Annotated in this window: 13 protein-coding genes; all 13 read left to right on the top strand. The window is 42.6% G+C overall.

Translation table 11 applies throughout. From position 1 onward, the window contains the following. Window positions 1-608: 608 nt before the first annotated feature. The 13 genes from hexA to nuoM all read left to right on the top strand — a co-directional run bounded on the left by hexA (window position 609) and on the right by nuoM (window position 15,811). On the top strand, window positions 609-1,523 hold the full coding sequence (gene hexA / locus M997_RS12630) for a transcriptional regulator HexA (RefSeq protein WP_064720465.1): 915 nt from the start codon (window positions 609-611) through the stop codon (window positions 1,521-1,523). An 815-nt stretch (window positions 1,524-2,338) separates the two neighbouring features. Further along, window positions 2,339-2,791: an NADH-quinone oxidoreductase subunit A gene (locus M997_RS12625; protein ID WP_064720464.1), complete on the top strand. Its 453-nt coding sequence runs from the start codon at window positions 2,339-2,341 to the stop codon at window positions 2,789-2,791. A 17-nt stretch (window positions 2,792-2,808) separates the two neighbouring features. Beyond that, window positions 2,809-3,483, top strand: coding sequence for a NuoB/complex I 20 kDa subunit family protein (locus M997_RS12620; RefSeq protein ID WP_064720463.1), 675 nt, complete (start codon window positions 2,809-2,811; stop codon window positions 3,481-3,483). Window positions 3,484-3,559: 76 nt separating this feature from the next. Then, window positions 3,560-5,356 (top strand): NADH-quinone oxidoreductase subunit C/D, encoded by a 1,797-nt coding sequence (gene nuoC / locus M997_RS12615; protein WP_064720462.1) that lies wholly within the window; start codon window positions 3,560-3,562, stop codon window positions 5,354-5,356. 2 nt (window positions 5,357-5,358) lie between these two features. Next, window positions 5,359-5,904: an NADH-quinone oxidoreductase subunit NuoE gene (gene nuoE, locus M997_RS12610; protein WP_064720461.1), complete on the top strand. Its 546-nt coding sequence runs from the start codon at window positions 5,359-5,361 to the stop codon at window positions 5,902-5,904. Next, window positions 5,901-7,265, top strand: a complete 1,365-nt coding sequence (gene nuoF / locus M997_RS12605) for an NADH-quinone oxidoreductase subunit NuoF (protein WP_064720460.1) — start codon at window positions 5,901-5,903, stop codon at window positions 7,263-7,265. Before nuoE ends, nuoF begins: the two co-directional genes overlap by 4 nt. A gap of 62 nt (window positions 7,266-7,327) precedes the next feature. Further along, window positions 7,328-10,051, top strand: a complete 2,724-nt coding sequence (nuoG, locus tag M997_RS12600) for an NADH-quinone oxidoreductase subunit NuoG (protein WP_064720459.1) — start codon at window positions 7,328-7,330, stop codon at window positions 10,049-10,051. After that, window positions 10,051-11,028 carry an NADH-quinone oxidoreductase subunit NuoH gene (nuoH, locus tag M997_RS12595; RefSeq protein ID WP_064720458.1) on the top strand — a complete coding sequence of 326 codons (978 nt, stop codon included), beginning with the start codon at window positions 10,051-10,053 and terminating at the stop codon, window positions 11,026-11,028. The genes nuoG and nuoH overlap by 1 nt, the downstream gene beginning before the upstream one ends. 14 nt (window positions 11,029-11,042) lie before the next feature. Continuing rightward, window positions 11,043-11,585, top strand: coding sequence for an NADH-quinone oxidoreductase subunit NuoI (gene nuoI, locus M997_RS12590; protein WP_036935576.1), 543 nt, complete (start codon window positions 11,043-11,045; stop codon window positions 11,583-11,585). A 12-nt stretch (window positions 11,586-11,597) separates the two neighbouring features. Beyond that, window positions 11,598-12,131 (top strand): NADH-quinone oxidoreductase subunit J, encoded by a 534-nt coding sequence (gene nuoJ / locus M997_RS12585; RefSeq protein WP_064720457.1) that lies wholly within the window; start codon window positions 11,598-11,600, stop codon window positions 12,129-12,131. Continuing rightward, the gene (gene nuoK, locus M997_RS12580; RefSeq protein WP_064720456.1) at window positions 12,128-12,430 is read left to right on the top strand and encodes an NADH-quinone oxidoreductase subunit NuoK; all 303 of its coding nucleotides are present in this window, start codon (window positions 12,128-12,130) and stop codon (window positions 12,428-12,430) included. The genes nuoJ and nuoK overlap by 4 nt, the downstream gene beginning before the upstream one ends. Further along, window positions 12,427-14,262 (top strand): NADH-quinone oxidoreductase subunit L, encoded by a 1,836-nt coding sequence (gene nuoL, locus M997_RS12575; RefSeq protein ID WP_064720455.1) that lies wholly within the window; start codon window positions 12,427-12,429, stop codon window positions 14,260-14,262. Before nuoK ends, nuoL begins: the two co-directional genes overlap by 4 nt. 19 nt (window positions 14,263-14,281) lie before the next feature. Further along, a complete protein-coding gene (nuoM, locus tag M997_RS12570; protein WP_064720454.1) occupies window positions 14,282-15,811 on the top strand; it encodes an NADH-quinone oxidoreductase subunit M in 1,530 nt (509 codons plus the stop codon). Window positions 15,812-15,815: the final 4 nt, after the last annotated feature.

Genomic DNA, 15,815 nt, shown 5'->3' with positions numbered 1-15,815 from the left:
CTGGTTTTTTTGAAAATATTGAAATATTTATCTGGTGAAAAGAGGGTTTTTAGTGTGCGGTTTGAAAATAATTCAGCGTAATACATAGGTTGATGAAATGTTGCATAATCAATTATTGAATAATTTTATTGAGTTTGTATTATCTGACTTAATATATTAAATTTTCAAATATTATGGTTAAATCTCCTTTATTCTATAGCAATCAAACAGTTTAAGTATAAATTAAATTTAAATCTTAAATTTAATTTATAGGGGAAGATACTTAAATGACGATGCATAGTTAAGATAATTTGAATTATTTTCAAAATGTTAAATTTTCTGGATAGAAAGGCAATATAGTATGATCCAAGTCTAACTTGTGATGACGGCTGATAGTTCTTTCTTGTTAATGCTTAAAATGATAATAAAATTTAATTTGTTACAAAAATATGCAATTCCTTTCTATCTAGGAGGTGTAAACCATAAGAAACAAATGTAAAGTATCCAGTATGTCTTTGCTCTCTTTTTCAGAGTAGAGTACTGTCTAAATCGGAAGTCTCTTTTAGACTTTTGATATAAAACACCAGGTATATGTAATTTAAAAATCAAAAATAAGTGAAGAATAAACAATGATTAATGCAAATCGTCCGATAATGAACCTCGACCTCGATCTGCTAAGAACGTTTGTCGCTGTTGCAGATTTAAACACTTTTGCAGCCGCAGCAGCAGTATGTCGAACTCAATCTGCGGTAAGTCAGCAGATGCAGCGTTTAGAGCAATTAGTGGGCAGAGAACTATTTGCCCGTCATGGTCGTAATAAACTTTTAACAGAACATGGCCTACAACTATTAGGTTATGCTCGTCAAATTCTACGTGCTAACGATGATGCTACGGCTTCATTAACTTATAGTGATGCTGAAGGTGAGTTACGTATTGGCGCTTCAGATGATTCAGTAGATACCTTATTACCATTTCTACTCAATCGTATCGCGTCAGTTTATCCACGTTTAGCAGTTGATGTACGAATCAAGCGTTCTCAGTTTATCGAAACAATGCTTGATAACCATGAAATTGATTTAGCACTGACAACCGCGCGTATTGGTCATCACCCACGTACCGCGTTACGTACCGCACCTGTTTTATGGCATTGTGCACCAGACTACCAAATACAAATGAATGAACCTATCCCATTAGTGGTGATGGATGAAACAAATCCATTCCGCCAATTGGCGACTAACACATTAGATGATGCTGGCATTCAATGGCGTATTGCTTATGAGGCCGCTTCTTTATCTGCGGTTCGTGCAGCAGTCAATGCAGAGGTGGGGATCACTGCGCGTCCACTTGAAATGCAAAATGCGGATCTACGTATTTTAGGTGAAAGTGAAGGTTTACCTCGTTTACCAGAAACACAGTATTGGTTATATCGTAATTTTGATGAGCAAAATGAAGCGGTATTAACCGTATTCAATGCTATCGAAAACAAGAAAACACCGTATACCGTAACAGCAGCAGAAACTGCAAGCTCAACCGAACTTGAGTAATCAATTAATGCCTAAGTGTGATTTTGAATACGAAGGCATAAACCAAGTTTGAAAATGCAGTATAAAGATTAAATAATAGTCAAATAAGACTAAATAGTGATGAATAAGATGAACGGAAATAAGTGCAATATTTTGCATTTGTTTCCGTTTTTTTATGGTCATTTTTTGTGGTAGTAACATAACTTTAATATTTATGTAAATTAATCTATTCATCTTTGTGACATAACTCTCTTTGGACCTCAGTTATATTTGTTAAAAGAATGTATACCGTTTTGCTCGGTTACACGCTTGTAGGATTTGTTAACAAATAAAAGGTTTGTCTAGGTATTCCTAGAATAAACTCACAAATCAAAATGGATATTTGACCTCCACCACATTATTGGAAAGTTAATTTGTTAAAATTTGGATAAAATTTAAACTGTTTATGCATTTTTTCGACTATTTTGTGAGTTTGATCAAGAAAATAAGGCACATTTGCCTATATTGAGTCAGGTTTTTCCTGAGATACTGGTGTAGTAAAATCGAATTATCGGTTAGACTAAGCGTGTTAGCAGAAAATTTGTAGGTTCACTGACACGTTTTAGCATTAGCCAATAATTGGCTGTTAAAATAGAGTGTGAAGTTTGTTAAAAAACGATGGGGAACTGAGTGGTTTGTCGCAAAGTTTTCCAAAAAATAAGAAAGGTTTGAATAGACTGTTATCATTTGTTTAATTAGCAAGTCTGTTCTTTAGGCCTTTTTTTTCGTAATTATAAATGTGGTGTAAACCGCCGGATAAGAGTTGGTTAATTGACACCACCTTTGATGAGTAAGCAATGAGTATGTCTACAACCACTGAAGTTATCGCCCATCATTGGGCATTTGCTGTCTTTCTGTTAGGTGCATTAGGTTTATGTTCGCTCATGTTGCTGGGGGCTCGCTATTTAGGCGGCCGTGCGCAAGCAAGAGCAAAACATGTTCCTTATGAATCAGGCCTTGATTCAGTTGGCAGCGCTCGTCTGCGCATGTCAGCCAAATTCTATTTGGTTGCTATGTTTTTCGTTATTTTCGATGTTGAAGCACTGTTTCTTTATGCCTGGGCTGTTTCCGTTCGTGAAGTAGGCTGGTTAGGCTTTATTGAAGCGGCCGTCTTCATCGCTATCTTATTAGCTGGATTATTCTACTTAGTTCGTATTGGTGCATTAAATTGGACACCTGTTCGCTCTCGTCGTGAAAGCGCAGGAAATACACACGTTAGATTAACCAGCGGCAAACATCCGCAGCAGTAATAAGCGAGGCATTAGAAATGGATTATACGCTCACCCGCATAGATCCGAACGGTGAGAATGACCGTTATCCCCTGCAAACACAGGAAATTGTCAGTGACCCATTAGATGCTCACGTTCATCGCAGTGTGTATATGGGAAAACTGGAACATGCGTTGCATGACGTTGTGAACTGGGGAAGAAAAAACTCTTTATGGCCGTATAACTTCGGTCTTTCCTGTTGTTACGTTGAAATGGTGACGTCATTTACTGCTGTACATGACGTAGCGCGTTTTGGTTCTGAAGTATTGCGTGCTTCCCCCCGTCAAGCCGACTTTATGGTGGTTGCTGGAACTTGCTTCACTAAAATGGCACCCGTTATTCAACGTTTATATGATCAGATGCTAGAGCCAAAATGGGTAATTTCCATGGGGGCTTGTGCTAACTCTGGTGGTATGTACGATATTTATTCAGTCGTTCAGGGTGTTGATAAGTTTATTCCAGTTGATGTGTATATTCCTGGATGTCCACCTCGTCCTGAAGCTTATATGCAGGCATTGATGCTATTACAAGAATCTATTGGTAAAGAGCGTCGCCCATTATCATGGGTTGTCGGCGATCAAGGCGTTTACCGTGCCAATATGCAGTCAGAACGAGAAAGAAAACACGGTGAACGTATCGCAGTGACAAATCTGCGTACACCAGACGAAATTTAAAGGCTTTTGCCTAAGACGTAACCAGAGCAATGTGTTGCGATCATAGTAACCCTGATCAAAGTTGTGGTGAATAGAAATGACCGATCAGATAGCGCAAAAAGGCGCTCGGCCAGCGTGGGAAACAACCGATCATATCGATGATCAGGTTGTTAATGAACTACGTCAAAAATTTGGGCCAGATGCGTTTACATTCCAGCCTACTCGCACTGGCATGCCAGTTGTGTGGGTAAAGCGGGAACAACTCATTGAGGTAATGCTATACCTCAAATCTTTACCAAAACCTTATGTCATGCTGTTTGATATGCATGGCTTTGACGAACGTCTTCGTACGCACCGTCAAGGCTTACCAGCAGCTGATTTTTCCGTTTTCTATCACTTGATATCAATTGACAGAAACAAGGATATCATGCTGAAAGTCGCATTAAGTGAGAACGATCTTAATGTTCCGACTATCACATCGATATTTCCTAACTCAAATTGGTATGAGCGTGAAGTCTGGGATATGTTTGGGATTGTCTTTAATGGCCACCCAAATTTACGCCGCATTATGATGCTTCCTGATTGGGAAGGTCATCCGCTGCGTAAAGATTATCCAGCTCGTGCGACCGAGTTTGATCCTTATGTGCTGACAAAGCAGAAGCAGGATCTGGAAATGGAATCGCTGACATTCAAACCTGAAGAGTGGGGAATGAAACGCGGTACTGAGAATGAGGACTTTATGTTCTTAAACCTCGGTCCTAACCATCCATCCTCTCACGGTGCATTCCGTATTATTCTTCAGCTTGATGGTGAGGAAATCGTCGACTGTGTACCTGATGTGGGTTATCACCATCGTGGTGCGGAAAAAATGGGTGAGCGCCAATCTTGGCACAGCTACATCCCATACACAGACCGAATCGAATACCTCGGCGGATGCGTTAACGAAATGCCTTATGTACTTGCAGTTGAAAAACTTGCCGGTATCGAAGTGCCAGAGCGCGTTAAAGTCATTCGTGTCATGCTGTCAGAGCTATTTCGTATTAATAGCCATCTGCTCTATATCAGTACCTTTATCCAAGACGTTGGTGCAATGACACCGGTGTTCTTTGCCTTTACCGACCGCCAAAAAGTTTACAACATTGTTGAAGCTATTACGGGTTTCCGTATGCACCCAGCATGGTTCCGTATTGGTGGTGTGGCACATGATTTACCGCGTGGTTGGGAGCGTTTATTACGTGAATTCTTAGACTGGATGCCAAAACGTCTAGATTCTTACGTAAAAGCGGCGCTGCAAAACAGTATCTTAAAAGGCCGTACTATCGGCGTTGCCTCTTATAACTCTAAAGAAGCGTTAGAGTGGGGTGTGACTGGTGCGGGTCTTCGTGCAACAGGTGTAGAGTTTGACGTACGTAAATGGCGTCCATACTCAGGTTATGAAAACTTTGAGTTTGAAATACCTGTAGCAAGTAACGGCGACTGTTATGACCGTGTGATGCTTAAAGTTGAAGAGTTACGCCAAAGTTTACGTATTCTTGAACAATGCTATAAAAATATGCCAGAAGGTCCATTTAAAGCAGACCATCCACTGACAACGCCGCCGCCAAAAGAGCGCACGTTGCAGCATATCGAAACCATGATTAACCACTTTTTACAGGTTTCATGGGGTCCGGTTATGCCTGCGAATGAATCATTCCAGATGGTTGAAGCCACAAAAGGGATCAACAGTTACTACTTAACCAGTGATGGCAGTACGATGAGCTATCGTACGCGTATTCGTACGCCAAGCTTTGCTCATTTACAGCAAATTCCAGCGGTTATCCGCGGTAGTCTGGTTTCTGACTTAATTGTTTATCTGGGTAGTATTGATTTTGTAATGTCGGATGTGGATCGTTAATCATGCAAAATGAATTAAACCAAAAAGAGCATGCATCGCAGATTGATATCGTAGATGTCACTCATTCACAGAAAGCGGCTTTTGTCTTAACAGAAGAAGAACGCACTGAAATTGAAAATGAGAAACACCATTACGAAGATCCGCGAGCTGCTTCTATTGAAGCACTGAAAATTGTGCAAAAGAACCGAGGTTGGGTCGAAGACGGTGCAATTTATGCAATTGCCGATGTGCTTGGGATCCCCGCGAGTGATGTTGAAGGCGTTGCTACGTTCTATAGCCAAATTTTCCGCCAACCTGTTGGTCGCCATATTATTCGCTTCTGCGACAGTGTGGTCTGCCATATTACAGGGTATCAAGGTATTCAGGCCGCTATTGAAAAACATTTAAATATCATTCCCGGGCAAACTACACCGGATGGTCGTTTTACATTGCTGCCGACCTGTTGTTTAGGCAACTGTGATAAGGGTCCTACCATGATGGTAGATGACGACACTCACAGCTTTGTCAAACCTGAAAATATTGAACAGTTACTGGAGCAATATCCATGACAGCAATTTCAGGAGTGAAACCGGTTATTCGCAGCGCAGAAACACATCCGCTTACGTGGCGTTTACGCGAAGACCGTCAGCCCGTATGGCTGGATGAATACCGTGCAACAAACGGTTATAAAGCGGCAGAAAAAGCATTAAAAGGTATGTCACCGACTGAGGTGACAAACGAAGTTAAAGATGCTGGCCTAAAAGGGCGTGGTGGTGCGGGATTCTCAACAGGCTTGAAATGGAGCCTGATGCCAAAAGATGAAAGCATGAATATCCGTTACATCCTTTGTAACGCAGATGAAATGGAACCGGGAACTTATAAAGACCGTCTTCTGATGGAAGAACTTCCACATCTGCTGATTGAAGGGATGATCATCGGCGCTCACGCACTGAAAGCTTATCGTGGTTATATCTTCCTGCGTGGTGAATATATCGAAGCAGCAAAGCATCTGCGCCAGGCAATAGAAGAAGCGAAAGCTGCTGGATTTTTAGGTAAAAATATCTTTGGTTCAGGTGTCGATTTCGAATTATTTGTTCATACAGGTGCAGGTCGTTACATCTGTGGTGAAGAAACAGCATTGATTAACTCCCTTGAAGGGCGTCGTGCTAATCCGCGTTCTAAACCACCATTCCCTGCAACATCGGGGGCATGGGGTAAACCAACTTGTGTTAATAACGTTGAAACACTGTGTAACGTGCCAGCAATTATTGAACACGGGAAAGATTGGTATATCGGTTTAAGCGCAGGAAAAAGCCCAGACGCAGGGACAAAGTTGATGGGTTTCTCTGGCCGAGTAAAAAATCCGGGTTTATGGGAACTGCCTTTTGGTACAACGGCACGCGAAATTCTTGAAGATTACGCGGGTGGTATGCGTGATGGCCTTAAGCTAAAAGCGTGGCAGCCAGGCGGTGCGGGTACTGACTTCTTAACTGAAGATCATCTCGATCTCCCAATGGATTTTGGCACGATAGCAAAAGCGGGTAGCCGTTTAGGCACTGCACTCGCTATGGCGGTAGATAATGAAATTAATATGGTTTCATTAACGCGTAACTTAGAAGAGTTTTTTGCTCGTGAATCTTGTGGCTGGTGTACACCATGTCGTGATGGTTTACCTTGGAGTGTCGAAATCTTAAGAGCGATAGAAGAGGGTAAAGGTCGCCCCGGAGATATCGAAACACTCGAGCATTTATGTCGTTCCTTAAGTCCAGGACATACATTCTGTGCTCACGCGCCAGGTGCGGTAGAACCACTACAAAGCGCCATTAAATATTTTCGTGAAGAATTTGAGGCCGGCATCATTCAAGAAGATTATACGAATGCCAACCTTATCAGAGGTATTCAGCCTAACTTGCTGAAAGATCGCTGGTAGTTTTTCACGATACATTCTAGGTTTAACGCCTGCAATGCAGGCCTTTGGGAAGCATGCTGACTATGGCTACGATTCATGTAGACGGCAAAGAATATGAAGTTAACGGGGCTGATAACCTGTTAGAAGCCTGCCTTACCTTGGGGCTCGATATTCCTTATTTTTGCTGGCACCCAGCGCTTGGAAGCGTTGGCGCTTGCCGCCAGTGTGCGGTTAAGCAATATCAAAATGCTGAGGATACTCGCGGTCGTTTGGTGATGTCTTGTATGACACCTGCGACTGATGGCACGTTTATCTCTATTGATGATGAAGAAGCGAAGAAATTTCGTGAAAGCGTTGTTGAATGGTATATGACAAACCATCCTCACGATTGTCCAGTTTGTGAAGAAGGCGGCAACTGCCACCTTCAAGATATGACGGTAATGACAGGTCATACTATGCGTCGCTATCGCTTTACTAAGCGTACACATAGAAACCAAGATCTGGGACCGTTTATTTCTCATGAAATGAACCGTTGTATTGCTTGTTACCGCTGTGTTCGTTATTACAAAGACTATGCTGATGGTACTGACCTTGGCGTCTTTGGTGCGCATAACAACGTTTATTTTGGCCGCGTTGAAGATGGCACCTTAGAGAGCGAATTCTCAGGTAACTTGATTGAGATTTGCCCAACGGGTGTATTTACCGATAAAACGCATTCATCTCGCTACAACCGTAAGTGGGATATGCAATTTGCGCCAAGTATTTGTCAAGGTTGTAGCATGGGTTGTAACACAAGCCCAGGTGAACGTTATGGTGAATTACGTCGCATTGAAAACCGTTATAACGGAACGGTAAACCGCTATTTCCTCTGTGACCGTGGACGTTTTGGCTATGGTTATGTGAATTTAGCAGACAGACCTCGTCAGCCTAAAAAACGTTTGGGTAGCAATTGGTTAGAAATTAATGCACTGCAAGCAACACAAGCCGCAGCAGAGATGCTGAAAAAAGGCCAACGTGTTGTCGGTATCGGTTCACCTCGTGCAAGTATTGAAAGCAACTTTGCACTACGCGAAGTGGTTGGTGTTGAAAACTTCTATAGTGGAATTTCAGCCGCTGAGCAAAAACGTTTAACGCTAATGCTTGATATTTTACAAAAAGGAGGGGTTCGTACGCCTTCTTTACGTGAAATTGAAAATTATGACGCGGTGCTTGTATTAGGTGAAGACCTAACACAAACCGGTGCTCGTATGGCGCTATCTGTTCGCCAAGCGGTGAAAGGTAAAGCACGTGAAATGGCAGCGGCGCAAAAAGTGGCTGATTGGCAAATTGCGGCGATTATGAATATCGGGCAACGTGCTAAATATCCACTGTTTGTCACTCACGTTGATGAAACTCGTCTTGATGATGTGGCTGCGTGGAGCTATTGCGCCCCAGTGGTTGACCAAGCGCGTTTAGGTTTTGCGATAGCAAACGGTATTAACGGTGAAGCGCCTGCGGTTGAAGGCATCGATGAGGCACTGAATAAACATATCGATATGATTGTTCAAGCACTGTCTCAAGCGAAAAAACCATTAATTATTAGTGGTAGCCATGCGGGTAGCGAAGATGTCATCAAAGCTGCTGCGAACATTGCATTTGCATTAAAAGCAAAAGGTAATGATGTTGGCCTTTCTTATGTTGCAGATGATGCAAATAGCATGGGATTGGCAATGATGAATGCGAAACCATTGGATGATGCATTAAAAATCATGCGCAGTGGCCAAGCTGATACCGTTGTTGTGGTAGAAAACGATTTATATCGTCATTTTGACGCTGATGTGATTGATGATGCGTTAGCTAAAGTAGATAACCTGATTGTTATCGACCACCAGCAAACCGATATTATGGCGAAAGCTCACCTTGTTCTTCCTGCCTCTAGTTTCGCTGAAAGCGACGGTACGCTGGTTAGCCAAGAGGGTAGAGCACAACGTTACTTCCAAGTCTTCGAGCCATCATTCTATAACAAAGATATTGTTATGCATGAAAGCTGGCGCTGGCTAAGTGGTGTTGATTCAATGTGGCACGAAAGAAGCTTAGATTGGACTCAGTTAGATCATGTCATTGAACTGTGTGCAGAGCGTCTTCCTCAGTTTGCAGGCATTGTTGATGCAGCACCAAATGCAGCATTCCGTATTCGTGGACAAAAACTGGCGCGTGAACCGCATCGTTATAGTGGTCGTACTTCTATGTTGGCGAATGTTTCTGTTCATGAACAACGTCAGCCAAAAGATATCGACACTGCATTTGCTTTCTCAATGGAAGGTAATAACAGCCCAACAGCGCCTCGTCAGCAAATTCCATTTGCATGGGCTCCGGGTTGGAACTCACCTCAAGCATGGAATAAATTCCAAGCAGAAGTGGGCGGCAGCTTACGCTTTGGTGATCCAGGTGTGCGTTTAATTGAAAGTGATGAAAATACACTTGGCTATTTCACTGAAATTCCAGCGGCATTTAATGTTGAGAAAAATCAGTGGAGGGTTGCACCTTATTATCGTTTATTCGGTAGTGAAGAGTTGTCACAACGCGCTGAAGTTATCCAATCTCGTATGGAAGCCGCTTATTTAACATTGAGTGAATCTGATGCTAAAGCATTAGCCTTAACTCAAGGGCAACAAGCGATGTTTACTTACGAAGGCCGTGAATTTACTTTACCGGTGAAAATCAGTATGCACCTAACTGAAGGTCAAATTGGTTTACCGTTAGGTATGGCGGGTATTTCCCCATCACTGGTTGGTGCATCGGTTCGTCATCTGCGGGGTATTGCATAATGAGCTGGTTATCTCCTGAAGTTACTGAGATTTTACTCACCGTCTTAAAAGCTGTTGTGATCCTTCTTGTTGTGGTCACTTGTGGTGCTTTTATGAGTATGGGGGAACGTCGCTTACTCGGTCTGTTCCAAAACCGTTATGGGCCTAACCGTGTGGGGTATGCAGGTTCTGCACAGCTAATTGCGGATATGATCAAAATGTTCTTTAAAGAGGACTGGATCCCGAAATTTGCTGACCGCTTTATCTTTACTATTGCACCGGTTATCGCGTTTTCTTCTTTATTACTTTCTTTTGCGATAGTCCCTGTTAGCTCAACTTGGGTTGTGGCTGACTTAAACATCGGTATTTTATTCTTCTTGATGGTGGCTGGGCTTGCGGTATATGCCGTGTTGTTCGCTGGTTGGTCAAGTAATAATAAATACTCGCTGTTAGGTGCAATGCGTGCATCAGCACAAACCGTAAGTTATGAGGTGTTTTTAGGACTCTCTATCTTAGGGGTTGTGGCACAAGCAGGGTCATTTAACTTAACTGATATTGTTAACTCACAATCCACTGTTTGGAACGTTATTCCTCAATTCTTTGGCTTTATTACCTTTGCGATAGCGGGTGTTGCGGTATGTCACCGTCACCCATTTGACCAACCAGAAGCCGAACAAGAATTAGCAGATGGTTACCATATTGAATATTCCGGTATGAAATTCGGTCTGTTCTTTGTGGGGGAATATATCGGTATCGTTGCGGTTTCAGGCTTAATCGTGACGCTGTTCTTTGGTGGTTGGCAAGGGCCTTTCTTACCGTCATTTATTTGGTTTGCACTGAAAACAGGATTCTTCATGATGATGTTTATCCTTATTCGTGCATCTTTACCGCGTCCGCGTTATGACCAAGTGATGTCATTCGGTTGGAAAATTTGCTTACCGTTAACTTTAATTAATCTGCTGGTAACTGCTGCAGTGATACTTTACAACGCTCAATAAGGGGTGATTGAACCATGACTTTAAAAGAGTTATTGACTGGTTTCGGCACCCAGGTACGAAGCATTTGGATGATTGGCTTACATGCCTTCGCCAAGCGCGAAACACAGATGTACCCGGAAGAACCTGTCAATGTTGCACCACGTTATCGTGGACGTATTGTATTGACGCGTGATCCTGATGGAGAAGAGCGTTGTGTTGCTTGTAACCTGTGTGCAGCAGTCTGTCCAGTAGGCTGTATTTCATTACAAAAAGCCGAGCACGAAGATGGTCGTTGGTACCCAGAATTTTTCCGTATCAACTTTTCTCGCTGTATCTTTTGTGGGTTATGTGAAGAAGCTTGTCCGACAACAGCATTGCAATTAACACCTGATTTCGAGATGGGTGAGTTCAAGCGTCAGGATCTGGTTTATGAAAAAGACGATCTGTTGATTTCTGGGCCGGGCAAATATCCTGAATATAACTTTTACCGTAAAACAGGTATGGCGATTAACGGCAAAGATAAAGGTGAAGCGGACGACGAAGCTAAACCTATCGATGTCAAAAGCCTGTTACCGTAAGGAGCGATATTCATGGAATTTGCATTTTACATAGCGGGACTGATTTCAATCCTTGCAACACTGAGAGTTATTACGCATACCAACCCAGTACATGCTTTATTGTATTTGGTTATATCGTTGATCGCACTTTCAGTGGTTTTCTTCTCACTTGGTGCTTACTTTGCCGGTGCGTTAGAGATCATCGTTTACGCAGGTGCCATTATGGTGCTGTTTGTTTTCGTGGTGATGATGCTTAACTTAGGCAAAGCCGTTGTTGATCAAGAAAAACAATGGTTACAACCTAAGTATTGGATTGGTCCTGCATTGTTATCTATTGCTTTGTTAGCGGTGCTTATTTATGCGATTAGTAGCGTGACTCATGGTGAGATTAGTGGCGAAGTCATTGGTGCTAAAGAAGTTGGTATTAGTCTGTTCGGACCTTATATTCTGGCCGTTGAGTTAGCGTCAGTACTCTTATTGTCAGGGTTGATTGTTGCTTATCATATTGGTCGCGATCAGAGCCATGATGACCTCGTCGAAAACGAAAATGTAGGGGAGCAAAAATGATACCTCTTCAACATGGTTTGATCTTGGCTGCGGTACTGTTTGTGTTAGGTTTTACCTGCTTAGTACTTCGCCGCAACCTGTTGTTTATGTTGATCGGACTAGAAATAATGATTAATGCAGCTGCACTGGCATTTGTTGTCGGCGGTAGCTTTTGGGGTCAAACCGATGGTCAGATAATGCATATTCTGGCAATCAGCTTGGCAGCGGCAGAGGCAAGTATTGGCTTGGCATTGTTGTTACAACTACATCGCCATCGTCAAAACCTTAATATTGATACAGTTAGTGAGATGCGCGGATGAATATACTCTATTTAACCATTCTGCTACCACTACTGGGATTTTTACTGCTCGCTTTCTCACGTGGTCGTTGGTCAGAAAATGTATCAGCATGGATTGGTACCGGTTCAGTTGGTTTATCAGCATTAACAACGCTTTGGGTTGGCATGGATTTCTTTGCTCAAGGGCAAGAAACTCAAGTACAAACTTTATGGACATGGATGGCAGTTGGGGATTTCAATATCCCATTTACCCTTGTTCTTGATGGTTTGTCACTAACTATGCTGGGTGTTATTACGGGTGTTGGTTTCTTAATTCATATGTATGCCTCTTGGTATATGCGCGGTGAAGAAGGCTATTCTCGCTTCTTTGCTTATACTAACTTATTTATTGCGAGCATGGTTGTATTAGTTCTCGCAGATAATATGTTGCTGATGTATATGGGTTGGGAAGGGGTTGGTCTGTGTAGTTACCTATTAATTGGTTTCTATTACAGCAATCCAGCTAACGGCGCTGCTGCGATGAAAGCATTTATCGTAACGCGTGTAGGTGATGTGTTCTTAGCTATCGGTATGTTTATTCTCTACGATCAGTTAGGTACATTGAGCTTTCGCGAAATGGCGGTGCAAGCTCCATTACTTATGGAGTCAGGCTCGACGGTGATTAACTGGGCAATGTTAATGGTATTAGGTGGTGCAGTGGGTAAATCAGCACAATTACCATTACAAACTTGGTTAGCAGATGCGATGGCAGGCCCTACGCCTGTATCTGCATTAATCCACGCCGCAACGATGGTAACAGCCGGTGTTTACTTAGTCGCGCGTAGCCATGATTTATTCTTAATGGCACCTGAAGTACTGGAATTAGTCGGTATTATTGGTGCAGTAACGCTGGTATTAGCCGGTTTTGCAGCGCTGGTACAAACTGATATCAAACGTATTCTCGCTTATTCAACCATGAGCCAAATTGGTTATATGTTCTTGGCTTTAGGGGCACAAGCATGGGATGCGTCAATTTTCCACTTAATGACACACGCTTTCTTTAAAGCATTACTGTTCTTATCAGCAGGTTCCGTTATTGTTGCCTGCCATCATGAGCAGAATATCTTTAAGATGGGCGGTTTACGTAAGAAGATCCCATTTGTTTATGCTTGCTTCTTAATTGGTGGCGGTGCGTTATCTGCATTACCACTGTTAACGGCAGGGTTCTTCAGTAAAGATGAAATCTTATGGGGTGCGTATTCAAACGGGCATTTTAATATGATGCTTGCAGGGTTGATTGGTGCGTTGTTTACATCACTTTATACCTTCCGTTTGATTTTTATCGTATTCCACGGTGAGACCAAAACCGAAGCACATCAAGTTAAAGGCTTTACTCATACTTTCCCATTAGCGGTACTGGCTGTGTTATCCACCTTTATTGGTGCGTTGATCACTCAACCTTTAGGTGCGGTTTTCCCAGAAAGTACAGCATCACATGATGGTAAGTATGTATTGGAAGCTCTTTCTGGTGTGGTAGCGATTGTGGGTGTTGCCATTGCAGCGTGGTTATATCTGAAACAGCGTCAGTTAGTTTCTCAGGTTGCCAAAACTCGTACGGGTCGTTTCTTCTCAACATGGTGGTTCCATGCTTGGGGATTTGATGCGCTGTATGAAGTGCTGTTTGTCAAACCTTATAAAGGTGCGGCATGGCTTATTCAAAATGATCCTGTTAATCAATTCTTTAATTCTTTCGGCTGCCTGTTTAAAGGGGCCAATAAAGGATTGAGTTTCAGTGAGAATGGATTAGCCCGTTGGTATGCGGCTTCTCTCGGTTTAGGTGCAGTGCTGGTTATCGCTCTGCTGCTTCTGGTTTAATTAAGGGACACATTGCGCCATGTTATTACCCTGGCTAATACTTATTCCCTTCATCGGTGGCCTGCTAAGTTGGCAGGCTGAACGGATCGGCTCGCAAATCCCTCGCTGGGTTGCGTTGCTGACGATGGGATTAACACTCGTTATTTCTGTGCAACTCTGGTTGCAGGGCGATTATCATCTTATCAGTGCGGACGGAGCACCACGTTGGACAGAGTTTTACTTTGTGCCGTGGATCCCTGCGTTAGGGATTAATATCCAGTTTGCACTTGATGGCATGTCATTGCTGATGACTGTATTAACAGCGATTTTGGGTATTCTTGCAGTACTCTCTTCGTGGAATGAAAATCAGCCATCACAAGGGGCTTTCCATTTTAACTTGCTGTGGATTTTAGCAGGTGTAATGGGGGTCTTCTTGGCAACGGATTTATTCTTATTCTTCTTCTTCTGGGAAATGATGTTAATCCCAATGTATTTCCTGATTTCTTTATGGGGACACAAAGGAAGTAGCGATAAGAAACACGTTAGTGCAGCGACTAAGTTCTTTATCTATACACAGGCAAGTGGTCTGTTAATGCTATTGGCAATTATCGGGTTAGCGGTTGCTTTTTACCGCGAAACAGGTATTTGGACCTTTAGCTACGACATATTATTACAAGCACACACTGTATTAGGTTCAGAGCTGCAATTTATCCTGATGTTAGGTTTCTTCGCTGCATTTGCGGTGAAAATGCCTATTGTACCTGTTCATGGCTGGTTAGCTGATGCTCACGCAGAAGCACCAACAGCGGGTTCTGTCGATTTATCAGGTATTTTGCTTAAAACAGCGGCTTATGGTTTATTGCGTTTCAATTTACCACTATTCCCTGAAGCGTCTGCATTACTTGCGCCTGTTGCAATGTGGTTAGGTTTAATTACCATTTTCTACGCGGCACTGTTAGCGTTCCGTCAGACTGATATTAAACGTCTCGCGGCTTACAGTAGTATTTCTCACATGGGCTTTATCGTTATTGCGATTTATGCTGGTTCTGTATTGGCTTATCAAGGTGCGATTATTCAAATGATCACCAATGGTCTGTCAGCTGCAGGTCTGTTTATCATGTGTGGCATGCTGTATGAGCGTTTAGGTACTCGTGATATGAACCAAATGGGTGGATTGTGGAAAAGCATCCGTTTCTTACCTGCATTTTCACTGTTCTTTGCGGTAGCCTCTTTAGGAATGCCAGGGACAGGTAACTTTGTTGGTGAGTTTATGATCTTATTTGGTACTTATGGTCAATTTAAACTGATCACGATTATTTCGGTCTTTGGTTTAGTCTTTGCTTCTGTTTACGCGTTGTGGATGATGCAACAGGCTTACTATGGTTCACCGAAAACCGCTGAAAGAACCTATAAAGGGTTAGATCTGAGAGAATTTATTATCCTGATGTCGTTAGTTGTCATGCTGGTTATTTTGGGCTTCTTCCCGCAACCGGTGTTAGATACTTCAATATCAGCGATGGAAAATCTCCAGACTTGGTATTCCGCTTCTATCTCAACAGTAAGGCCGTAATTCG

It is taken from the genome of Proteus hauseri ATCC 700826 (genome assembly GCF_001654965.1).
Lineage (GTDB): Bacteria > Pseudomonadota > Gammaproteobacteria > Enterobacterales > Enterobacteriaceae > Proteus > Proteus hauseri.
This window is presented reverse-complemented; position numbering and strand designations above follow the sequence as displayed.

Excerpts from the sequence above, each read along its gene's own strand:
- nuoG (WP_064720459.1), top strand. The coding sequence starts at position 7,328 with ATGGCTACGATTCATGTAGACGGCAAAGAATATGAAGTTAACGGGGCT.
- nuoI (WP_036935576.1), top strand. The coding sequence starts at position 11,043 with ATGACTTTAAAAGAGTTATTGACTGGTTTCGGCACCCAGGTACGAAGC.
- nuoL (WP_064720455.1), top strand. The coding sequence starts at position 12,427 with ATGAATATACTCTATTTAACCATTCTGCTACCACTACTGGGATTTTTA.
- nuoH (WP_064720458.1), top strand. The coding sequence starts at position 10,051 with ATGAGCTGGTTATCTCCTGAAGTTACTGAGATTTTACTCACCGTCTTA.
- hexA (WP_064720465.1), top strand. The coding sequence starts at position 609 with ATGATTAATGCAAATCGTCCGATAATGAACCTCGACCTCGATCTGCTA.
- nuoE (WP_064720461.1), top strand. The coding sequence starts at position 5,359 with ATGCAAAATGAATTAAACCAAAAAGAGCATGCATCGCAGATTGATATC.
- nuoC (WP_064720462.1), top strand. The coding sequence starts at position 3,560 with ATGACCGATCAGATAGCGCAAAAAGGCGCTCGGCCAGCGTGGGAAACA.
- nuoK (WP_064720456.1), top strand. The coding sequence starts at position 12,128 with ATGATACCTCTTCAACATGGTTTGATCTTGGCTGCGGTACTGTTTGTG.
- nuoM (WP_064720454.1), top strand. The coding sequence starts at position 14,282 with ATGTTATTACCCTGGCTAATACTTATTCCCTTCATCGGTGGCCTGCTA.
- M997_RS12620 (WP_064720463.1), top strand. The coding sequence starts at position 2,809 with ATGGATTATACGCTCACCCGCATAGATCCGAACGGTGAGAATGACCGT.
- nuoJ (WP_064720457.1), top strand. The coding sequence starts at position 11,598 with ATGGAATTTGCATTTTACATAGCGGGACTGATTTCAATCCTTGCAACA.
- nuoF (WP_064720460.1), top strand. The coding sequence starts at position 5,901 with ATGACAGCAATTTCAGGAGTGAAACCGGTTATTCGCAGCGCAGAAACA.
- M997_RS12625 (WP_064720464.1), top strand. The coding sequence starts at position 2,339 with ATGAGTATGTCTACAACCACTGAAGTTATCGCCCATCATTGGGCATTT.